This is a genomic window from Labilithrix sp., assembly GCA_019637155.1.
In the GTDB taxonomy this organism is placed as follows: domain Bacteria; phylum Myxococcota_A; class Polyangia; order Polyangiales; family Polyangiaceae; genus Labilithrix.
Genome location: JAHBWE010000001.1, coordinates 380,064 through 401,327 on the forward strand (window position 1 = coordinate 380,064; position 21,264 = coordinate 401,327).

The following is a 21,264-nucleotide window of genomic DNA, read 5'->3' on the forward strand; positions in this document are numbered from 1 at the left end:
GCTTGCAGTACAACCCGTACGCCGCGCCCGCGGCGCCGGTGGGGCCGGCGGCGCCGGGACCGATGATGGGGCAGCCGCAGCCGTGGGACGTCAGCGACGTCATCAAGTCCGGCTGGGAGATCTACAAGACGCACTGGGCGCCGATGACGCTCGGCATCTTCGTCGGCGCGCTCATCGGCGCGGTCCCGGGGCAGGTCGCGCCGGGCCTCACCGCGGCGGGGGTCCTCGAGGAGGGCTCGTCGCTGTACTGGGCGGTCAACGGGCCGATGGTGATCCTCGGGCAGGTCGTCGCCCAGTTCTTCGCCGCGGGCATGACGCGCGCGGCGCTCCGGGCGTCGCGCGAGAACACGGTCACGATCGGCGACTTCTTCTCCGCCGGCGGCCGGTTCGTCTCGTTCCTCCTGATGTCGCTGCTCCGCACACTCGCGGTGGCGTTCGGCTTTTTGCTGCTCATCGTCCCCGGCGTCATCCTCTCGCTCGGCTTCTTCAACGCCGGGTTCTACGTCGTCGATCAAGGGCTCGGCCCGATCGAGGCGCTCAAGCGGAGCTGGGAGTCGACGGACGGCCAGAAGGGGCAGCTCTTCGTCTTCAGCCTCGCCGAGCTCGGCATCACGATCCTCGGCATCCTCGCGTGCTGCTTCGGGCTCTTCGTCGCGGCGCCGGTCTGCCTCCTCGCGCGCGCGCTCATCTACATGCGCATGTCGGGCTCCGGCCCGGCTGCGCCGGCGTACACACCGCAGGGTCCTGTCGTCGGGGTCCCCGGCGGCGGGTACGGCGGTCCGCCGGGCTACGGCCCGCCTCCGGGCGGCGGGTACGGCGGCGGTCCTCCCGGCTACTGAGTTGACGATCGGTGGGAATACGCCTTCACTCTTGGGGTGAAGCGCGGCCCGCCATCGTCACCGGAGTTGACGGTCCCCGGCTTCGTGCTCGGCGAGCGCGTCGCGGCGGGGACCGGCGGCGTGGTCTATCGCGCCCGCACCGAGGGCGGTGTGGCGGCGGCGGTGAAGGTCGCGAGCGGTCACGCGCCGGGCTCGATCGCGCGCGAGGCCGCGCTCCTCGCGCGCGTGCAGCGGCGCTGGGGGCCGGCGCTCTTGGGGAGCGGCGAGGACTGGCTCGCGCTCGAGTGGGCGCCAGGCGCTCCGCTCGATCCGGCGTCGTTCGACGGCGATCGGGTCGAGCTCGCGGCCGTCGTCGCGCACGGCGTGGGGCGTGGGCTCGACGAGCTGCATCGCGCCGGCGTCCGTCACGGCGACGTGAAGCCGGCGAACATCCTCGTGCACGGCGAGAGGCCGACGGTGGACCGCGCCGCGGAGCGCGGGGCCACGCTCGTCGATCTCGATCTCGCGGCCGACGTCGCGGAGGGCGCGCTGCTCGGCGGCACGCCGCGCTACCTCGCGCCGGAGCAGCGCGGCGGTGACGTGTCGACGCCGGCGGCGGACCTCTACGCGCTCGGCCTCGTGCTGCGCGAGGTGCTGGCGGGGACCTCGGCGAACGAGCCGAACGAGATGAGCACGCTCGTCGATGCGCTCCTCGCGCCGTCGCCGGGCGCGCGGCCGTCGGCGGCGTTCGTGGCGGACACCGCCGCGCGTTACCTCGGGCTGGCGCAGGACCGCGACGAGACGATCGCCGAACGCCGCGCGCGGGTGCGGCGCACGAGGCTGGCGGCGGGCGAGGGGCCGCTGGATCCGCTCGGTCTCTCGCGCTGGCTCGTCGCGCTCGTCGGTCCGGACGCCGCGCACTGGCCGACGATCGCGGACGACGAGGAGGCCCTCACCGCGCGGCTGCTCGAGCTCACGGCGCGGGGTCGCCCGGAGGCGTGGACGTTCGACGAGGTGAGCGGCCGCACCGGCGCGGTCGCGTCGTCGCGCGTGCGCGACGCGGGGCCGGCGCTGTGGATCTCGCTCGCGCGTGAGCTTGTGGGCGCGAGGCCGAGCGAGGAGGTCCTCGCGCGCGCGGAGGAGGAGGTGAGCTGCCTTGGCCGGCCTCGTGTGGCGGGCGTGGGCTTCGGCGCGGGCTTCGGCGCGGGCTTCGGCGCGGCGGAGGAGGCGAGCGGCGTGCGCGCGAACGCGCCTTTCAGCGATGCGTCTATTGGCGACGAGGCGGTGCGGCGGGCGCTCTCCGCGCTTGCGCTCGATCTCGCGGCCGCGCTGTTTCGTCGCGGCGAGGTCGGGCGTGCCTTCGCGGCGCTCGCGCAGGCGCGCAGCGACGACCCTTCCGTGCTGCTGCTGCGCGCCGAGATCGCAAGACGCCGCGGCGACCTGGAAGCCGCCGAGCGCGACGCAAGGACGGCGTGCGCGCTCGCGCGCAACGTGGAAGGGGCGGCGGACGTGCGAGCGCGCAACGGTGAAGTGGCGAGCGAGCCCGCGGACGCCGCGGCGGGTGCGCACGCGCGCAACGCGGGCGCGGCACCGGACGAGCCCGCGGACGCCGCGGCGGGTGCGCACGCGCGCAACGCGGGCGCGGCGGAGGGAGGCGATGCGGCGCGTTCGCTGCTTGCGCGGCTTGCGTGGGATCGTGGTGCGGTCGACGAGGCGGAGGTGCTCCTTGGGGACGCCGCGGGGGCGGCGGCGGCGGAGATGCGTGCGCTCGTCGCGTATGCGCGCGGCGGGTTCGAGCGCGGGCTCGCGGCGCTCGAGGGGGTGGACGCCTCCGGGCTCGCGCGGGCTCGCCTCGAGGGCGTGCGCGGGATGCTCGAGCACGCGCGCGGCCGTGCGCACGCGAGCGTCGCGGCGTTCCAGCGTGCGGTGGAGCGCGCGGCGGAGGCGGGGGCGATCGTCGAGGAGGCGACGTACCTGACCGGGCTCGCCGCGGCGGCGGTCGACGCGGGCGCGACCGCGAGCGCGCTCTCGTCGTCGACGCGCGCCGCGCTCTTGTGGGAGCGCCTCGAACGGCCGGCCCTCGCGACGCGCGCGCACCTCTCGCGCGCCGCGGCCTACGCGCTCGTCGGCGCGGCGCACGAGGCGGAGCGTGCCGCGCGTGAGGCGCGCGCACGCGCGGGCGCCGATCGACGCGCCGCCGCCTATGCGCGCTGGGCGGTCGTGGAGTCGCGGGCGCCCGGCGATCCGCTCGCGGCGGAGGAGGCGCGCGCCGCGCACGCCGAGCTGGTCTCGTCTTCAGGGGCCTCGTCTTCGGGGACCTCGTCTTCGGAGGCCTCGGAGGAAGACCGCGTGCGTGCGGCGGCGCGCGTGCTCGTGTGGGCGCCGGGAGCGCGGGTGGACGCGGAGGCGATCGACGCCGCCGCCTCCGCGATGAGCGCGGCGACGCGCTGGGAGTGGTGGGGGGCGCGCGCGGCGACCTCGAACGATCCGCGGCCGGTCGCGGAGATCGTGGCGCTCCTCGACGTGCCGGCCCCCGTCGCGGCGCGAGGGCCCGCGCTCGCGGCCGCCGTCACGAGCGCGCGCGATCGCGGGGAAGGCGAGACGGTGCAGCGCCTCGAGGCCGCGCGCCGGCTCGTCTCGCAGGTCCTGCGCGAAGGCGCTCCGCCCGAGCACCGCGCCGCGCTCGCCGCGGTGCCGTGGCTCTCCGGCATCGCCGACGACGACGAGCGTGCGGCCCTCGGCGCGGCGCAGGTCGGGGAGCTCGAGTCGATCGTGCGCGCGCTGTCGTCGCGCGATCGCCTGAAGCCGCTCCTCGAGCAGGTCCTCGACACGATGGTGCTGTGGACCGGCGTCGAGCGCGGGCTCTTGCTCCTGCGCGCGCCCGACGGCCGCCTCGTGCCGCGCGCGGCGCGGAACCTCGCGCGGCGCGATCTCGCGGGCGATCAGCTGCACCTCTCGCGGAGCCTCGCCGAGCGCGCGATGGCGTCGCGCGCGGCGGTCCTCGCCACCGACGCGTTCGCGCAGGTCGGCGATCTCCAGTCGTCGGTGCACGCGCTCGGTCTTCGCAGCGTGCTCGCGGTGCCGCTCGTCGCGCGCGGCGACGTCCTCGGCGTCGTGTACCTCGACGACCGCGTGCGGCGCGGCGCCTTCGGGCCCGGCGAGCTCGCGTGGGTGCGGCTCGTCGCGAGCCAGGCCGCGCTCGCGATCGCGGACGCGCGCGATCAGGCGCTCTTGCGGCGCGCGGTGCGGCGGGCGGAGCGCGCGAACGCACGCCTCGCGGCGGAGCTCGGCGCGGCGCGGGCGGAGCTCTCGAGCGACACGCGGTATCGCTACGACGAGATCGGCGGGCGCAGCGAGCCGATGCGCGCGATGCTCAAGCTCGTCGACCGCGTCACCGCGAGCGACGTCCCGGTCTTGCTCGTCGGCGAGTCGGGCACGGGCAAGGAGCTCGTCGCGCGCGCGATCCACAAGAACGGCCCGCGCGGCGCGCGCCCCTTCGTCAGCGAAAATTGCGGCTCCGTGCCCGAGCCGCTGCTCGAGTCCACCCTGTTCGGCCACGTGAAGGGCGCCTTCACCGGCGCCTCCGCCACACGCGCGGGCCTCTTCGACGTCGCCGACAAGGGCACGCTCTTCCTCGACGAGATCGGCGAGATGCCGCTCTCGATGCAGACGAAGCTGCTCCGCGTGCTGCAAGACGGCGAGGTGCGTCCCGTCGGCGGTGAGCGCTCACGCCGCGTCGACGTCCGAATCATCGGCGCGACGCATCGCGACCTCGAGGCGATGGTCGCGGCGGGGACGTTCCGCGAGGACCTCTTCTATCGTCTCAACGTGGTGAACGTCCGCGTCCCCCCGCTCCGCGAGCGGCGCGAGGACGTCCCGCTCCTCGCCGCGCGCTTCGTCGAGAAACACGCGGGCGGGAAGAAGGTGAAGATCACGCGCGCGGCGATCGACCGCCTCGCGGCGTTCCCGTGGCCGGGCAACGTGCGGCAGCTCGAGAACGAGGTGCGTCGCGCGCTCGTCCTCGCCGACGATCGCATCGACGTCGCGGAGCTCTCGGAGGAGGTCTCGCGCGGAGGCCCCGCCGCCGCGCGCGAAGCGGGCATGGGCCTCAAGGCCCGCGTCGACGCGCTCGAGACCGAGCTCGTGAAGGACGCCCTCCAGAAGACGAAGGGCAACCAAACCCGCGCCGCCGAAATCCTCGGCGTCTCCCGCTTCGGCCTCCAGAAGATGATGCGCCGCCTCGGAATCACGCCGCCGTGACCGGACGGCTGGACAGTCGCAGCGAGGCGAAGTAAGTACCTCGTCCTGTTCCCGGGGTCGTAGCTCAGCTGGGAGAGCGCATCCATGGCATGGATGAGGTCAGGGGTTCGATCCCCCTCGGCTCCACAACACAAGGTGCCGTTTCTATAAGGGAACGGCGCCGAACCAGGGGGCTGCACCTGTCACGCACGGCGGCTGTTCGACGCCGGGTCGCATCGCGCTCGGAGGCGTCACCAGGAGTCGATGAGCATCGTCCGTTTTCGCGGACGCCTTGTCCGTCATAACGGCAAAATGCAGCGCCGATCTCGGCTTTTGCTCTGTTCGGGAGTACGGTCTCCCTGTAATTGCATTGCATGCCGGAGGTGGCCGTCCAACGCGTCTCCCTCGGCCGGTGCCAAAGGAACTTGGAGAGCCAGATGCCCATGAAAAAGACCTCCTCTTATGTGACCGCTGTTGTCCTCGGCCTCGCTTCGTTCGCGCTGATCGTCGCGTGCGGCGATGACGACGCGAACAACTCGTCGACCTCGTCGACATCGTCCTCGACCTCGACCTCGTCGAGCGGCTCGACCTCGAGCTCGTCGTCGAGCTCGGGTAGCTCGAGCGGCGATCCGGCCGCCGATGCCGCGAAGGCAGCCTGCGAGGCGGACCAGAAGTGCTTCCCGAACACGTTCGCCGCCAAGTACGCGTCGGTCGACGAGTGCGTGGAGGTCACCAAGTACACGGGGCCGGCAGTCGGGGGCGATGGCCCGCCAGGCGTCGATCCGGCTTGCGCCGAGAAGCAGAAGACCGCCGCGTGCGGAGAGACTCCGGCGGAGTGTCTGAAGGGCACGCTCAACCTCGACGCGAAGTGTGACTTCGGCGGCCAGTGCGGGAGCGGCAACTGCGAGAGGCCGTCCGCGGACTGCGGTACGTGCAAGTCGCTTCCGGCCGAGAACGACGCCTGCCCGGCGAACTTCATCTGTGGTCCGGGCCTTCGCTGCGATGTCGCCGGCGGCTCCAAGTGCGTCAAGGCGTCGGGTGCGGGTGAGGATTGCGCGGGTGCGGCTGCGGGCAACTGCGATTCCTTCGCCGGAATCTTCTGCCTGAGCGACAACAAGTGCGGCAAAAAGCGTGACATCGGCGGCGACTGCGGTCCCGGACCGGGCGGTACGGCGTCTCAGGACTGCCGTGCGGGCCTGACCTGCAAGGACGGCAAGTGCGCCGACGAAGCTCCGACCGTCAAGGACGTGGGCGCCGACTGCGCCGCGGGCGACGTGTGCAAGGGCAAGAGCTCGTGCGTCGAGGGCAAGTGCACCGCGTACGCGGACACTGGCGCTGACTGCGCGCTGGACGGCACGAAGCCGTTCTGCGACGCGACCAAGGGCCTGGCCTGCAAGGACGGCAAGTGCGCGGCGGCCGAGACCGCCGAGTACTGCAAGTGATCGCGTCCCGCTGACCTCGCGTCGGCGGAAGACACGATGAATGAGTCGGCGCGAGAGCATGTCTCTCGCGCCGATTCGTTTTGTGTGCGCTCAGCCGAGGCCGAGCTCGTCGATGTAGATCTTCTCGAGGCGTGAGTGGCTGCGGGCGACCTGGCTTCGCGCGAACACGGCGAGGCCCATGCCCATCGCCGCGGCGCGCTTCGCGATGCCGGGGCGTTCCGGGGGGACGAAGCCGAGCTCCTTGCCCTGGGCGTAGACGCGGCGCTGGACGTGCGCGAGGAAGCCGGGGAGGTGCTTCAGCACCGGATGCTCGCCGGCGCGCTTCTCGAACGCGCGCACGAGGAGCGGGAGCACGCTCATCTGGAGCTCGAGGAGCCCGTAGTACGGCGTCCGCAGCCACGGCTTCTCGGCGAGCAAGCGGCGCGTCTCCTTCTCTCCCCACGCGATGTGCTCCTCCTCCTCGCGGCACACGAGCCGGAGCTTCTTCTTGATCGGCGGCACGCGCGGGTCGGAGTCGGGCAGCGTCTGCATGAGGAGGTCCTTGAAGATGTCGAGGACCATGCCTTCGCCGATCGCGTGCTCCATGAGCACCTTCAGCGGGTAGTAGTTGTTGTGCGCCGCGAGCAGCTTCACGACCGGGTGCGCCGGCATCGGCTTCATGTCGAGCGTGCGGAAGATGTCCGCGAAGAGCCCGAGGTGCGCGAGCTCCTGCTTCGCCTGGCGCACGTAGAACTTCGCCGCCTCGAGCGAGCCCGCGGCGTAGAGCGACTTCCCGCAGTACACGCCCGTCGCCTCGCCGAAGAGCGCCTGCGAGAGGATGAACCGCACGATCTCGCGGTCCTCGGGCTTGTCGAGGTCGAACGTCGCGCCGCCGAAGTCGTAGTCGGGATCGCCGGTCCGCGTGATGACCGCGCCGGGGCCCCCCGTGCGTTCTTCGCTCGTCGTCGCCATGGACGAAACGTAGCCGATCAGGCCAGGAAGCGCGCTCGGAGCTCGGGCGTCGGGATCCGGCACGTGTCCGACTTCCCGAACCATCGGTAGCGGTTCCGCGCGATGAAGCGGTACACGACGTCGCGCAAGAACCGCGGGAACACGTAGAGCATCACCGCGAGCGTCCACGGAAAGCGCATCCGCCGCGCGATCTGGAGCGCCGCGCTCGAGTGCGTCCAGGCCTTCCCGTCCTCGACGAGCACGATCGAGTCCGGATCGCCGTCCCCCGTCGCGCCGTCGCGCAGCGCCTTCGCCGCCTCGGCCCCCATCGCCGCCGTGAGCAGCTCGTTCCCGACGTCCGACTGCAGCGGCGCGAACCTGAGCCGCTCCGCCGGATCCCGATCGATCATGAACTGCACCGCGGCGTTGCAGAGGTTGCAGACCCCATCGAACAAGACGACCGGCCCCGTATGGCTCACACACGCAGTCTAGTTCAGTCCGGAGCGCGGCGCACAGGCTGTCGTCGTGGTCCTACCGTGGTAGGATTGATCGTATGTCGACCACGAAGATCAGCATCACGCTCGACGATGCCGCGCTCGCCTGGCTCCGGAAGCGAGCGAAGCTGCTCCATGGCGGCAACCTCTCGGCCGCCATCGCAGAGACGACCGAGCTTGCAAGGAAGAACGAGGCGCTCACCACGCTGCTCGACGCCGACGGCGTACCCGAGCTGTCCCCTTCCGAGCTCGCCGAGGTCGTGAAGGACTGGCCGAAGCGACGCGCGCGCCGAAGGCCCGCGAGGTGATCACCCTCGATACGGGCGCGCTCATCGCGCTCGAGCGGCGAAAGGAGCGCATCCTCCGTGTCCTCCGCGGTGCAGCCCAGACGGCGACGCAGGTCGTCGTTCCGAGCGTGGCTCTCGCGGAGTGGTGGCGTGCCCGTCCGAGCGCGCGGATGCGCGCGTACCTCGACGCCATGACGATCCAATCCGTCGACGCTGCGCTCGCCTCGGTCGCGGGGGAGGCCGTCGCGGCGGTGCCGACGGCGACCCTCATCGACGCCATCGTCATGGCCTCGGCCGCGCGCGGGGGCGGCGTCGTCTACACGTCCGACCCCGATGACCTGATGGCCCTCCAGGCCCATTTTCGGCTCGTACGTGTCTTCGCGGTTTGACTCGTGCGGCCGGGGGCCTGATCCACCCGGCCTAGCTTTCGGGGCTGCGCATTCCGCGCATGGGCGAGCCGATAAGTGTGCGGAAGGACTGGCGCGGGGAAGGGGTGCGCGTGGCGTGGTGGGGTGATGTGGGACGGCCTACTCCTTGCGCTTACCCGTTGGTGATGCGCTCCTTCCTTCCGCTTCTTCTCGGGTCGGGCGCCGTCCTCCTCGCGTGCGGGGCGGTCGGGGACGAAGACGTCGGCGCATCGGCGGACGAGGTGAGCGAGGACAGCTACGGGTTCGCGTCGGAGCCGCCGACGCGGGCGCTCGCGGACACGTACTACGCGTTCGACCTCCGCACCGCGATCGGAGCGTGCGCGACCGATCGCGTCGAGTGGACGCTCGACGACGCGCCCGCCGGCGCGAAGCTCACCCTCGCCGAGTCGAAGGTCTCGCTCGCGAAGGGACAGAAGCGCGCCCACGAGAAGGGCGGCGCCGATCGCGAAGCGGCGAAGGTCGAGTGGGACCTCGGCGGCGTCGCGCCCGGGACCTACACGTTCCGCGTGAAGTGGCGCGCGTGGACCGACTGCGGCGCGCTCCGCAGCGGTAAGTGGGGGCCCGAGGTCACGCAGAGCTGGAGCCTCGAGGTGCGCCCCAACCGCTGGTACTCGGGCGACCTCCACGTGCACACGAAGCACAGCGAGCGCGACGAGTCGTCCGGGTCCGTCTACGACTACTACCAGCGCGCGGTGAACGGGAAGACCGACGACGCCGGGCGCACGTTCGCGAGCCGGAGCCGCGACTCGCTGCGGGGGCGGCTCCACTGGCTCGTGTTCTCCGATCACACCAACAACGAGATGGAGGAGTGCGGTCGTCACTTCCCGAAATACTGCCAGGCGAGCGAGTCGATGGAGGAGGCGACCGGGCGCGACGTCGTCAAGCATTACACCGAAGAATCGAAGGGCGACGTGCTGCTCGTGGTCGGGTCCGAGATCTCGAACAAGAACGACGGGCACTTTGGCTTCTTGCCAAAGAACCCGTTTCCCAATCCTCCAATTTACGCGCCGGGGTATTCGAAGGACGCGACGAATTACGATCATGACTCCGGCTCCGGGCCGGGCGTGTTCCGCGAGCGCTGGGTCGACGGGAAGGCGACGAACGCGGAGGAGATCGCGCTCATTCACGAGATGAACGGGCTCGCGATCGTGAACCACGAAGATGGGTTTACGAAGAACTGGACCAAATACGACTGGACGAGCACCGACTTCGACGGGCTCGAGGTCTGGAACGGCGCCAACCGCCACGACAAGTGGGACGACAGCGCCTACAACGGCGGGATCGACTTCAATCCGGTGTCGAAGCACGATCGGCTCAGCGTCGACATCCCGGAGAACCCGATCCACCGCTCGTACATCGGAATGTTGAAGCACGGGCGCTGGCCGTTCGCGCTCGTGGGCGGGAGCGACGCGCACGACTACAACGAGGTCGTGTGCGGCGGCGCGATGTGCGACCCCACCAACGCCGAGGTCGCGAGCCCGATGACGACGGTCTGGGCCGACGACTTCGTGTGGACCAACGGGAAGACCGGCGTGCTCGACGGCATCGCGAAGGGGCGCGTCGTCGTGCACGATACGAGCAACTTCATCGACCTCCGCGTCACCTACGAGGGCAAGGAGTACATGCTCGGCGACACGATCGAGGACTACGTCCCCGGCACGACGCTCTCGCTCCGCGCGATCGGACACGCGGGACCCTTCATCGACGGCGACAACCGCGTCCTCTTGATGCTCGGCACGAACGGCGACGAGTCGAGCCGCAACGTCGACGTGCTCTACAACTCCGAGGACGCGACCCACTTCGTCAAGAAGGCGAAGGGCAAGGACCACATGCGGTACATCCGCCCGGAGACCAGCTTCGATCGCTCCTGGGACGTGAAGCTCGACGCGACGCAGCTCGGGCGGAACAAGACCTTCTTCCTCTGGTCGCAGTTCATCCCCTGGCACTCGGTCACGCACTTCTGGGGCAACGGCCGCGACATGGTGCAGACTGGCGCCATCCGCGTGAAGGCGCGCTGACCTCCGCGAGTGGGGGCGACGGCCGCGTGGTATCGTCGCGACGTGACTCGAGAAAGTGTCCCCGAGACGCAGGTCGAAGCGCACGACCGGCGGCCCGTCGCGAGCTTCCGGCTCGTCTGTACCGAAGGGCCCGAGCGGGGGCGCTCCTTCACCGTGTCCGCCGACGCGACCGGTCGCGTGCTCGTCGGGTCGAGCAGCGCGTGCGCGATCAAGCTCGCCGATCCGCTCGTGTCGCGCCGTCACGCCGCGCTCGAGGTCCACGGTCCGAGCCTCCACGTCACCGATCTCGGATCGAAGAACGGGACCTTCACGAACGAGGTCGCGATCGTCGAGGCCTCGCTCTGGGGCGGCGAGACGTTGCGGCTCGGCGGTACGTCGTTCCGCGTCGACGTCGAGGACGAGATCTCCACCGCGCCGGTGTCGGACCAGAGCCGCTTCGGGCGCCTCATCGGATCGTCGCGCACGATGCGGCGGCTCTATCCGTTCTTCGAGCAGCTCGCGGCGTCGAGCCTGCCGCTCCTCATCGAAGGAGACACCGGCACCGGGAAGGAGCTCCTCGCCGAGTCGCTCCACGAGGCGGGGCCGCGCGCGAACGGGCCGTTCGTCGTGTTCGACGGCGCGCAGACGGCCGCGGGCGCGATCGAGCCGACCCTCTTCGGCGACGGCTCCCGCGCCGGGATCTTCGAGCAGGCCGACGGCGGCTCGCTCCTCCTCGACGAGGTCGGCGAGCTCGACGCGCAGGTCCAGCGGAAGCTCCTCCGCGTGCTCGAGCGCGGAGAGGTGCAGCGCGGCGGCACGAACGAGGCGCGCAAGGTCGACGTCCGCATCCTGGCCTCGACGCGGCTCGACCTCGACAAGCTCGTGCAGGAGGGGGCGTTCCGCGAGGACCTCTATTACCGGCTCGTCGTCTCGCGCGTGGAGCTGCCGCCGCTGCGGAAGCGGAGCGGCGACGTCGCGGAGCTCGCGCGCCATTTCTGGCGCGAGCTCGGCGGCGCGGGCGAGCCGAGCAGCACGCTCCTCACGCAGCTCGCGCGCCATCCGTGGCCCGGCAACGTCCGCGAGCTCAAGAACCGCATCGCGCGCCTCGTCGCGTTCGGGAGCGAAGAGGAGCTCGCGCCGCCCATCTCCACGCAGACGCCCGCCGCGCCCGCGCAGGGTGAGTTGGCGGCGCCCGTGCGGGGTGGGTTGGCGGCGCCCGTGCGGGGCGAGGCGGCGGCGCACGCGGTCGTTGCGGACGTGATGCACGCGACGTTGTTCGAGCGTGTGCTCGCGAAGGACCTTCCGCTCGCGCGTGCGCGTGAGCTCGTGGTGAACGAGTTCGAGAAGGCGTACGTCGAGCGCGTGCTCGCGCAGCACGGCGGCAGCGTCGCGAAGGCGGCGGCCGCGTCGGGCCTCGCGCGCCGCTACTTCCAGCTCCTCCGCGCAAAGCGCTCCCCGCGAGGTTGAGCGCGCGAGGTTGAGCGCGCGCGCGAGGTTGAGCGCGCGAGGTTGAGCGCGCGCGCGAGGTTGAGCGCGTGCGAGGTTGAGCGCGCGCGAGGTTGAGCGCGTTGGTGCTGCTTTGAGCTAGCATTGCGAGACCGTGGCCCGGCCGGCGCAATCCAGCATGGTCATCGGGCGGTATACGCTCTTCGCTGCCCTCGCGTCGGGGGGAATGGGCACCGTGCACCTCGCGACTTGTGACGAGGGGGGCGGCACGCACGTCGTCGCGGTGAAGCGGCTGCATCCGCACCTCCGCACCGACAAGGACTTCGCGACGATGCTCCTCGACGAGGCGCGGCTCGCGGTGAGCATCCGCCATCCGAACGTCGTCGAGGTCGTCGACATCGTGTCCACCGCCACCGATCTCCTCCTCGTGATGGAGTACGTCGCGGGCCTCTCGCTCCACGAGCTCATCACGCACGGCCTCACCGGCCGGCGTCGCGTCGCGGTGCCGTTGCCGGTCGCGATGGCGATCGCGATCGACGGTCTCCACGGTCTCCACGCCGCGCACGAGGCGCTCGGCGACAACGGGCAGCCGCTCGGCCTCATCCATCGCGACGTGTCTCCGCAGAACCTCCTCGTCGACACGAGCGGCGTGACGAAGCTCACCGACTTCGGCGTCGCGAAGGCGGCCGGCCGCTTGCGGTCGACGCACGACGGGACCATCCGCGGAAAGATCGCGTACATGTCCCCGGAGCAGGTCGCCGACTCCGAGCTCGACGCGCGCTCCGACATCTACAGCTTCGCGGTCGTGCTCTGGGAGCTCCTCGCGGGCCGGCCGATGTTCGAAGCGGACAGCGACGTCGCGCTGTTCGGCAAGGCGATGCGCGGTCCCACCGAGCGCGTCGCCGAGGTCGTCCCCGACCTGCCGGCTGCGATCGACGCCGCGATCTGGCGTGCGCTCGCGCGCGATCCACGCCGCCGCTTCCCGACCGCGCAAGCGTTCGCCGACGCCCTCGTCGCCGCCTACGGCCCCGTCGATCGCGCCGTCGTCGCGGAATGGATGAAGTCCCGCGCCCCGCACCTCCTCGACGAACGCGCGCGCACGGTCGACGGGCTCATCGCGCACGAGCACGAAGAGGACACGATCACGGACACGATCACGGACCTCGTCCCCACGACGCTGACGCCGCGCCACGAGGCGCCGCTCCTCGATCCGGACGCGCTCATCACGCACCCGATCCCGACGCCGCGCTACCCGATCGCGATCGCCGACTCGAACATCGCCGCCGTCGTCGCGGCGCCGCCGTCGCCGCCGCCGTCGCCGCCGCGCGATCGGCGCATGGCCTTCGCGCTCGTCGGCGTCGGCGCTTCGTCGGTGATCGCGCTCGCGCTCGTCCTCGGTGGAGGCGGAGGCGGAGGCGGAGGTGGAGGCGAGGCGCCCGTGCCCGCGCCCGCGCCCGCGTCCGCGCCGCCGCCTGCGCACGCGGCGGCGCCCGCCGCGTCGTCGCCGCCGCCAGTCGTGCTCGCTCCGCCCCCGCCGCTCGAGAACGAGCCGCCGGTCGTGCTCACTCCGCCCCCGCGGCCCGAGAACGAGCCGCCGTCTCCCTCCGCCCGCGCGCAGCAGCCCAGCGAGCCCGCGGCGCGGGCGCGCGTGACGACCGGCGCGCGTCCGTCGACGACGGTGCGTACCCGTGCCCCGGCGAAGAAAGATCCGAAGGCTGACTGCAATCCGCCGTATACGGAGGACGAGCAGGGGAAACACTTCAAGCCGTGGTGTCTTCGTTGAAAGTCGCGGCGGCCGTTGCGGTCGCCGCCCTCGTCGTCGCGCTCCCCGCGCCGGCGACCGCCGACGAGGTCGATCGCTGCGTCGCGGCGTCGGAGAAGGGCCAGAAGGACCGCCGCGCCGGCCGCCTGCTCGACGCGCGCTCCGCCTTCCTCGTCTGCGCCTCGGAGAAGTGCCCCGCGATCGTCCGCTCCACGTGCGCGGAGTGGACCGAGCAAGCCCTCGCCGCGATCCCGTCCGTCGTCGTCGCGGTCGTCGATCCGGATCGCCGCGACGTCGTCGACGCGCGTGTGTCGATCGACGGCAAGGAGGTCGCCCTCGGCCGCGCGGTGAACCTCGATCCGGGCCCGCACTCCGTCGCGGTGGAGGCGAGCGGCTTCGAGGCTCACGCGCAGCCCATCGTCGCGCGCGAAGGCGAGCGCGGACGATCCGTCGTCGTCGTGCTCGCGCGAAGACCCGAGAAGCAGGAGCCGCCGGCGCTGGCGCCGCAACGCGAGTCGAACGTCCCGACCCTCACCTGGGTCGCGGGCGGGCTCGCCGTCGCGGCGCTCGGGAGCTTCGCGTTCTTCGGGTCGACCGGGCGTGCGCGCGCGGGCGAGCTGCGCGACACGTGCTCGCCGGCGTGCGCCGAGTCGGAGCGCGACGCGGTGCGGACGCGTTACATCGTCGCCGACGTGTCGCTCATCGCCGCCGTCGTCTTCGGCGGGCTCGGGGTGTGGTCCTACCTCAGGGCGGCAGAGTCACGTTGATCTTGTAGGGCACGACGTCGGTCGTGCCAGTGACGCTGACGGTGAGCTGCAGGTAGCCGCTCCCGCTGATCTGACCCTCGAAGTCCTGACTGTTCCGGAGCACGACCTTCTTCGCCTCGCCGCCGGTGTCGACGAGCTCCATCGCGATCGTGGCGGCGGCGCCGGTCACCTCGACCTCGTAAGTGCCGGTCTTGTTCGTGTACGCGTACCGGTACACGTCGACGTCGGCGCTCCCGCCGGTGAGCTTCGCGCAGACCTTCCCGCTCGGCAGCGGGTTCGCTTGCCCGCCGGAGTTGTTGGGCTCGCGCTCGAGGAAGCCGTCGCAGCTGAACTCGTCCTCGCCGAAGACGAGCGGCGGGGACGACGCCGACGTGTCGGCGCCCGCGTCGGTGACGTCGTCGTCGTCATCGTCGCCGGGGCGCGGCGGCGGCCCGGCGCCGGAGTCGGGCCGCGGCTTGCCGGCCTCCGCGCTGACGTCGTCGAGCGGATCGATCAGCGTGCACGCGGCGAGGAGGCCGAGCGTGAGCGCGAGCGCGAAGACGAGCCGTCTCACGCCGCCATCGTAGCCGATCAGCGGAAGCCGCGCGGATCGAGCCCGCGGAGGTACGTGACGAGGCCTTGCCGCTCGGCGTCGCTCACCTCCCACGCGTGCTTCACGCCTTCGATCGGGACGAAGCCCGGCTTTTCGCCGGCGGTCACGATGCGCGCGACCTCGGCGTCGGTGATCGACGCGATCGCGGCCGGCGAGTGATCGATGCCCTCCCCGCCGCCGTGGCACTGCGCGCACGGCGGCGCGCCGCCGCCACCTTCGAGGTAGCGCTTCTCGCCTGCGGCCCAGCGCGACGGCGCGTAGCTCGCGACGTGGATCTCCGCCTCCGCCGTCTGCCCGCGCGACCTCGCCGTGAGCGTGACGAGCCCCGCCTTCTTCGGCGTGATCATGTAGTAGAGGCCCTTGTCGCCGGTCGCGTCGACGAGCGACGCCTTCGCGATCGTCACCGCGCTCGGATCGTCGGCGGTGAGGACGAGGTCGCTGCCGCTGCCGTGGATCGAGATCGGCACCTTGAACGTGTGCTCTCCGTCGAAGCCCGAGTACTCGAGCGACGGCTGGAAGAGGAGCGTGCCTTCCCCCGAGCCCTCCGGCGGCGCCGAGTCGAAGACGCTGCCGTCGCGCTCGAAGCGCTCGAGCGTCGCTGCCTTCTTCTCTTCGTCGTCGTTGACCTCGGAGACGTCGGCCGCCGGCTCCTCTGCGCCGATGAGCGAAGGCTGCGAGCAAGCGACGAGCGCGGACACGACGAGGGCTGCGCAGAGGAGCGGGCGGAGCGTCATGCACGCCGAAGCAGCAAGCGACGTGCCCCTGCCGTTGCGCAACGGTTCGTCCCGGTGGCGGGCGAGGACCCGGAAAAACAGGGCGAAATGCGGACGCGATCTGGCAGATCACCACCCGCCCGATTTCTCGGATCTGAGAGGATCTCGAGGATCCTGAGCGCATCGGCGCCCTCGCCAAAGGTGGGAGGAGGCCGGATCGCCGGCGAATTTCAGGTGCGTTGCGCAAGCGCGCTCCGGCACGACCTTCGCCATGGGTCTGGACATGCGCAACGCGAAGCTCGGTGTCCTGGTCCTTGTCGTCGGTGTGATGGGCGTGGCCGCGTGCGCGCCGGAGGAGACGAAGCCGCAGAGCGAAGAGTGGACGATCGAAGACGACGCGCGCCTCGGGACGCCGGCGTTCGCGGCGCCGAAGGGCGTGGGGCCGACCGTGCTCGCGCCGCGCGTCGATCCGAGCGTCGCGACGGTGAGCTTCCTCGATCGGAACCGCGCGCGCTTCGGTCTCCGCGCGCCGAAGGAGGAGCTCCGGAAGCTCCGCGCCGACGTCGACGCGCTCTCGATGACGCACGTCCGCCTCCAGCAGGTCGAGCGCGGCGTGCCGGTCGCCGGCGGCGAGGTCCTCGCCCACTACGACGCGGCGGGCCGCGTCACGTCGGTGCAAGAGCGCTACGTGCCGGGCCTCGCGTCGCTCGACCTCACGCCCGCGATCGACGAGGCCGCCGCGAGCAGGGTCGCGATCGAAGAGGCGCGCCGGCTCGTCCCCGCGATCGCGGCGGAGGCGCTCGAGCTCGCGGCGGACCCCGTCCTCGTCGTGCTCGCGGACGGCGGCGTGAAGCCCGTGCTCGCGTGGCAGATCGAGGTGCGGAGCGGCGCGCGCCACGGCTGGCGGATCGGCGTCGACGCGAAGACGGGCGCGATCGTCGAGCGGATCGATCAGGTCGAGGACATCGTCGGCTCCGGCGTCGCGCTCGACGGCAAGGTCCGCCCGCTCAACTACGCGCGGTCGACCAACACCGGCGGCAACGTGCTCGCGGACGTGACGCGGCCGGCGCGCATCGTCACGCGCGACTCGACCGGGACGAGGTCGGCGACGCCGCCGCTGTTCACGTCGGAGGACGGCAAGTCGTGGGACACCGCGTCCGCGACCGCAGCGGGCGCCGCGGTCGACGCGCACACGAACATGGCCGCCGTCACCGACTACTTCGCGAAGACGTTCGCGCGCAAAGGCTGGGACGACGAGAACGGCGCGATGACGGTGCTCGTCCACTTCGAGGACGACGACGGCACCGGCCTCGACAACGCGTTCTACTCGCGGACCTCGAACGTCATCGCGTTCGGCGACGGCAAGGCGAAGTTCAAGCCGCTCGCGGGCTCGCTCGACATCACCGCGCACGAGTACACGCACGCCGTCATCGCGACGAGCTCGAACCTCGTCTACAAGGACCAGTCCGGCGCGCTCAACGAGTCGATCGCGGACGTCTTCGGCGCCGTCGTCGAGCACGCGATCGACCCCGACCCGGTCGACAACTGGCTCCTCGGCGAGGGCTCCCTCCGCGCCGGCCCGCAGGCGCTCCGCGATCTCGGCGCGCCGGAGAAGGGCAAGCAGCCGAAGCACATGAAGGAGCTCGTGCAGACGACGACCGACAACGGCGGCGTCCACATCAACTCCGGCATCCCGAACCACGCCGCGTTCCTCGCGACGATGGGCGGCACGAACACGGTGTCGAAGGTGAAGGTGAACGGCGGCATCGGCTGGGACAACCTCGCGAAGGTCTGGTACCGCGCGAACGCGACGTACCTCACGACGAGCTCCGACTTCGCGGCGATGGCGAAGGCGACCCTCCTCGCGGCGGCCGATCTGAAGCTCACGCCGGCGGAGGTCGACGCGCTCGACTGCGCGTGGAAGGCGGTCGGCGTGACGCAAGGCGAGTGCGCCGCGCCGCCGCCGCCCCCTCCCGCCGCGCCCGCGATGGACGACGACGCGCCGGCGAACGAGGAGCCCGAAGACGTCGGCGTCACGCCGGCGAAGGCCGACGAGGAGCTGCCGGCGAGCGCGGAGGAGGAGGAAGAGGAGAAGCCGGCGAAGAGGCGCAAGGTCCTCGCGGGCGACGACGAAGAGGCGCCCGCGGCCGCCGCGGCCGGCTGCTCGACGACGAACGCGAAGACGGAGGCGCCGTGGAGCGCGCTCCTCGGTGTCCTCGGTCTCGCGCTCGTCCTCCGCCGGCGCGCTACTCGCTGAAGCCGCGCGGCTCGAGCGAGCGGAGGTAGACGATGAGCCCGCGGCGCTCGTCGTCCGTCATCGACCAGCGGTGATCGACCTCGGTGATGGTGGTGGGGCCCGGCTTCTGGCCGAGCGTCATGATCTTCGCGACGTCCCCGTCGGTGACGGTGGCGAGCGCGGTGGGCGAGTGATCGTGGGCCCGCCCCGTGACGTGGCAGCTGCTGCAGGCGGGGTTCGCCCCGCCGTTCGCGTAGCGCGCCGCGCCGGTCTCCCACTGCGCGGGCTCGTACGCCGCGACCGCGATGCGCGCGGTCACCTTCTGCGTCCCGCTCGTCGCCGTGATCGCGAGGAGCCCGGCCTTCTTCGGCGTGACCATGAAGTAGGCGGTCGGCGGGCCGGGGCGCGGGGTCGTGGCCTTCACGGACGTGACGTTCGCGGCGGCCGGATCGTCGGCGACGACGGTGAGGTCCTCGCCGCCGCCGCGGAAGCCGACCGGGATCGCGAACTCGTGCACGCCGTCGAAGCCCGAGTACAGGCGCTGCGCGACGGCGTGGAGGAAGCCGAAGCCGGAGGTCTCGGGCGGCGCGGAGTCGAAGGCGCTGCCGTCGCGCGTGAACGCGTCGATCTTCGCCTGCGCCTCCTCCGTCACCGGCGCGGTGTCGTCGGCGGCGAACGCCTCGTCCGGCGCGAGCGCGTCCTCGGAGCAGGCGATGGAGGTCGCGCCCGCGAGGGCGGCGAACGAGAGCGAGAGCGAGAGGAGTCCACGTAGACGAGGCATGACGCGGAGAGCAGCAACTCACGTGCCCTTCAGAAATGCCTGCGATCACCGCATCATTTCCGGTTACGGCGCGATATTCCGCTCGCACGCTGGTGTGAGGTTTTCGATCAGGCTCGGCGCGCGGCGCGCTCGCGGCGCGTGGATCGTGGAGCGCGGACGTCTCTCGGAGCGTGTCGGACAGCGCGCGATCGATCGAAAATGGCGGCGCATCGCTCGGAGGCGCGGCGCGCGGCACGGCCTTCGCTGAGGCGTCGGGTCGATGCGTACGATCGTCCTCGGGCTCTTCGTCGGTGGTACTTGCCTCTTCGCCTGCGCGGATACGCGCTCCGAGCCTTCGTCCCTCGCGACGTCGGAGGAGAAGGCGGCGGAGGCGACGCTCCGCGAGCGCACGGGCGTCGCGTGGACGGTGCGGCAGGACGCGGTCCTCCACACCGCGGCGTTCGTCGCGCCGCCGCGTGGAGCGGGGCCGCGCGTGACGGCGAAGGCGTTCCTCGCGGCGAACAAGGACGTGCTGAAGCTGCGCGCGCCGGACGAGGAGCTCGTCGTCACGCGCACCGACGTCGACGACCTCGCGATGACGCACGTGCGGATGCAGCAGGTCGAGCGCGGCGTCCCCGTCACCGGCGGCAACGTGCGCGTGCACTTCGACGGCGAGGGGAGGCTGACGTCGCTCGAGCAGCACTACGTCCCCGCGCTCGCGGCGCTCGACCTGACGCCGGCGGTGACGCGCGACGCGGCGCTCGCGACCGCGACGACGGCGCTCCAGGCTCGCAGAGGCGGCGCGGAGGGCGGCGCGGAGGTGAGCGTGCTCGGTGACGCGCGGCTCGTCGTCGACGGCTACGGCGTCGCGACCCCCGCGCTCGCGTGGGAATTCGACCTGCGCGCCGGCGATCGCGGCGCGTGGCGCGTGCTCGTCGACGCGCACGACGGGACCGTGCGGCTCATGTTCGATCGCGTGACGTCGATCGAGGGGACGGGGAGGGGCATCCTGGGGCAGGAGCGGAAGATCGAGTTCTCCGTCCAGAACGGGCGCAACGTGCTCGTCGACACGACGCGCGCCGCCGTCATCCGCACGCTCGACGCGCGGCAGTCCCCCAACGTCCAGAGCGCGCGCGTCGTCACGAGCAACAGCGCGACGTCGTGGGACACGGCCGATCGACGCGCGCCCGGCGCGGCGGTGGACAGCCACTTCTTCACCGCGCTCTCGACCGACTTCTTCGCGAACACGCTCGGCTACCGGGGCTGGGACGGGAAGGGCGGCGAGCAGCGCGTGTTCACGCACGTCGGCGACGACCAGGACGGCCAGCCCGGCTGGGACAACGCGACGTTCGATCCGATCACGAACGCGGTCTCGTTCGGCGACGGCCGCGACTTCTTCAACCCGTTCGCGAGCTCGATGGACGTCGTCGCGCACGAGTTCACGCACGCGGTGACGAACTTCACCTCCGGCCTCATCTACCTGAACCAGTCCGGCGCGCTGAACGAGTCGATCTCGGACGTCTTCGGCGCGGTGGTCGAGCACTCGTTCGCGCCGGACGCCGTGAAGAACTGGCACCTCGGCGAGGGGATCCCGAAGGGGAGCGACCTCCCGATGCGCGACATGGACAAGCCGGAGTCGGTCTCGCAGCCGCAGCCGAGCCACATGAGCCAGTTCCAGCAGCTCTCGGTGGAGGAGGACAACGGCGGCGTGCACGTGAACAGCGGCATCCCGAACAAGGCCGCGCAGCTCATGACGGTGGGCGGCACGCATCACGTGTCGAAGGTCACCGTCGCGGGCAAGGGGATCGGCTGGGACAACCTCGCGAAGGTCTGGCACCGCGCGAACACGACCTACCTCTCGGAGAGCTCCGACTTCGCGGCGATGGCGAAGGCGACGCTGCAAGCCGCCGCCGACCTGAAGCTCGGCGAGGACGACGTGAACACGATCGACTGCGCGTGGAAGGCGGTCGGCGTCGCGCAGGGCACCTGCATCGCGCCGAAGACCGTGGACCCGACCCCGACCGAGGTCGACCCCGAGGCGACGCCGCTCGAGACGAAGCCCGGCGATGAGTCGACGCCGAAGAAGACCAAGCCGAAGAAGAAGAAGACCGTGGAGGAGGACGACGAGGAAGAGGAAGAAGCGATCCCCGCCCCGCGCGGCTGCTCGACGACGCCCACGAAGACGGATGCACCATGGAGCGCACTCCTCGCCCTCTTCGGCCTCTCTCTCTTCCTCCGTCGCCGCGCCCGCCGCTAAACCCGCCCGCAAGCTCGCGCCCCCGTAGGGTCCTGCATCGGCGAGCAGTGGAGGATGCGTGCGTCTTCGCACGCGTCCTACGGCTGCGAGCGGGGT

Annotated in this window: 16 protein-coding genes and 1 tRNA gene; 12 read left to right on the forward strand and 5 right to left on the reverse strand. The window is 71.6% G+C overall.

Features of this window, described 5'->3' with window-relative positions:
* Positions 1–2 precede the first annotated feature (2 nt).
* The 4 genes from KF837_01680 (at position 3) to KF837_01695 (ending at position 6,499) form a co-directional block, all read left to right on the forward strand.
* Positions 3–839 (forward strand): hypothetical protein, encoded by an 837-nt coding sequence (locus KF837_01680; GenBank protein ID MBX3225987.1) that lies wholly within the window; start codon positions 3–5, stop codon positions 837–839.
* A gap of 36 nt (positions 840–875) precedes the next feature.
* Complete coding sequence (locus tag KF837_01685; protein MBX3225988.1) at positions 876–5,078, forward strand: sigma 54-interacting transcriptional regulator; 4,203 nt, start codon at positions 876–878, stop codon at positions 5,076–5,078.
* A 53-nt stretch (positions 5,079–5,131) separates the two neighbouring features.
* Positions 5,132–5,204 (forward strand) — tRNA-Ala (locus KF837_01690).
* A 296-nt stretch (positions 5,205–5,500) separates the two neighbouring features.
* Complete coding sequence (locus tag KF837_01695) at positions 5,501–6,499, forward strand: hypothetical protein (GenBank protein ID MBX3225989.1); 999 nt, start codon at positions 5,501–5,503, stop codon at positions 6,497–6,499.
* Between the two features lie 90 nt (positions 6,500–6,589).
* Here KF837_01695 and KF837_01700 read toward each other — a convergent pair whose 3' ends face one another.
* A complete protein-coding gene (locus KF837_01700) occupies positions 6,590–7,450 on the reverse strand; it encodes a ferritin-like domain-containing protein (GenBank protein MBX3225990.1) in 861 nt (286 codons plus the stop codon).
* Positions 7,451–7,467: 17 nt separating this feature from the next.
* The gene (locus tag KF837_01705; protein ID MBX3225991.1) at positions 7,468–7,908 is read right to left on the reverse strand and encodes a thiol-disulfide oxidoreductase DCC family protein; all 441 of its coding nucleotides are present in this window, start codon (positions 7,906–7,908) and stop codon (positions 7,468–7,470) included.
* A gap of 74 nt (positions 7,909–7,982) precedes the next feature.
* On the opposite strand from KF837_01705, the gene KF837_01710 reads away from it, so the two are divergent.
* The 6 genes from KF837_01710 (at position 7,983) to KF837_01735 (ending at position 14,610) form a co-directional block, all read left to right on the forward strand.
* Positions 7,983–8,231, forward strand: a complete 249-nt coding sequence (locus tag KF837_01710; GenBank protein ID MBX3225992.1) for a hypothetical protein — start codon at positions 7,983–7,985, stop codon at positions 8,229–8,231.
* Positions 8,228–8,599, forward strand: coding sequence for a hypothetical protein (locus KF837_01715; GenBank protein MBX3225993.1), 372 nt, complete (start codon positions 8,228–8,230; stop codon positions 8,597–8,599). The genes KF837_01710 and KF837_01715 overlap by 4 nt, the downstream gene beginning before the upstream one ends.
* Before the next feature lie 164 nt (positions 8,600–8,763).
* Entirely contained in the window at positions 8,764–10,656 is a 1,893-nt protein-coding gene (locus tag KF837_01720) for a hypothetical protein (protein MBX3225994.1), read from the forward strand.
* Between the two features lie 42 nt (positions 10,657–10,698).
* Entirely contained in the window at positions 10,699–12,102 is a 1,404-nt protein-coding gene (locus KF837_01725) for a sigma 54-interacting transcriptional regulator (protein MBX3225995.1), read from the forward strand.
* Between the two features lie 133 nt (positions 12,103–12,235).
* Positions 12,236–13,864 (forward strand): serine/threonine protein kinase, encoded by a 1,629-nt coding sequence (locus KF837_01730; GenBank protein ID MBX3225996.1) that lies wholly within the window; start codon positions 12,236–12,238, stop codon positions 13,862–13,864.
* Complete coding sequence (locus KF837_01735; GenBank protein MBX3225997.1) at positions 13,852–14,610, forward strand: carboxypeptidase regulatory-like domain-containing protein; 759 nt, start codon at positions 13,852–13,854, stop codon at positions 14,608–14,610. The genes KF837_01730 and KF837_01735 overlap by 13 nt, the downstream gene beginning before the upstream one ends.
* Here KF837_01735 and KF837_01740 read toward each other — a convergent pair.
* A complete protein-coding gene (locus KF837_01740) occupies positions 14,588–15,163 on the reverse strand; it encodes a hypothetical protein (protein MBX3225998.1) in 576 nt (191 codons plus the stop codon). The two genes, KF837_01735 and KF837_01740, sit on opposite strands and share 23 nt — an antisense overlap.
* 17 nt (positions 15,164–15,180) lie before the next feature.
* Positions 15,181–15,936 (reverse strand): cytochrome c, encoded by a 756-nt coding sequence (locus tag KF837_01745; GenBank protein MBX3225999.1) that lies wholly within the window; start codon positions 15,934–15,936, stop codon positions 15,181–15,183.
* A gap of 262 nt (positions 15,937–16,198) precedes the next feature.
* Between KF837_01745 and KF837_01750 the strand changes: the two genes are divergently transcribed.
* A complete protein-coding gene (locus tag KF837_01750; protein ID MBX3226000.1) occupies positions 16,199–18,172 on the forward strand; it encodes a M4 family metallopeptidase in 1,974 nt (657 codons plus the stop codon).
* Here KF837_01750 and KF837_01755 read toward each other — a convergent pair.
* Entirely contained in the window at positions 18,162–18,932 is a 771-nt protein-coding gene (locus tag KF837_01755; GenBank protein MBX3226001.1) for a hypothetical protein, read from the reverse strand. The genes KF837_01750 and KF837_01755 overlap by 11 nt on opposite strands.
* Positions 18,933–19,191: 259 nt before the next feature.
* Here KF837_01755 and KF837_01760 point away from each other — a divergent pair, with 259 nt between their 5' ends.
* Positions 19,192–21,168: a M4 family metallopeptidase gene (locus tag KF837_01760; GenBank protein MBX3226002.1), complete on the forward strand. Its 1,977-nt coding sequence runs from the start codon at positions 19,192–19,194 to the stop codon at positions 21,166–21,168.
* The last annotated feature ends 96 nt before the right edge of the window (positions 21,169–21,264 follow it).

Bases quoted from the DNA above. Each gene is read 5' to 3' on its own strand.
- KF837_01700 (MBX3225990.1), bottom strand. From the start codon at position 7,450: ATGGCGACGACGAGCGAAGAACGCACGGGGGGCCCCGGCGCGGTCATC.
- KF837_01710 (MBX3225992.1), top strand. From the start codon at position 7,983: ATGTCGACCACGAAGATCAGCATCACGCTCGACGATGCCGCGCTCGCC.
- KF837_01755 (MBX3226001.1), bottom strand. From the start codon at position 18,932: ATGCCTCGTCTACGTGGACTCCTCTCGCTCTCGCTCTCGTTCGCCGCC.
- KF837_01745 (MBX3225999.1), bottom strand. From the start codon at position 15,936: ATGACGCTCCGCCCGCTCCTCTGCGCAGCCCTCGTCGTGTCCGCGCTC.
- KF837_01720 (MBX3225994.1), top strand. From the start codon at position 8,764: ATGCGCTCCTTCCTTCCGCTTCTTCTCGGGTCGGGCGCCGTCCTCCTC.
- KF837_01760 (MBX3226002.1), top strand. From the start codon at position 19,192: ATGCGTACGATCGTCCTCGGGCTCTTCGTCGGTGGTACTTGCCTCTTC.
- KF837_01695 (MBX3225989.1), top strand. From the start codon at position 5,501: ATGAAAAAGACCTCCTCTTATGTGACCGCTGTTGTCCTCGGCCTCGCT.
- KF837_01750 (MBX3226000.1), top strand. From the start codon at position 16,199: ATGCGCAACGCGAAGCTCGGTGTCCTGGTCCTTGTCGTCGGTGTGATG.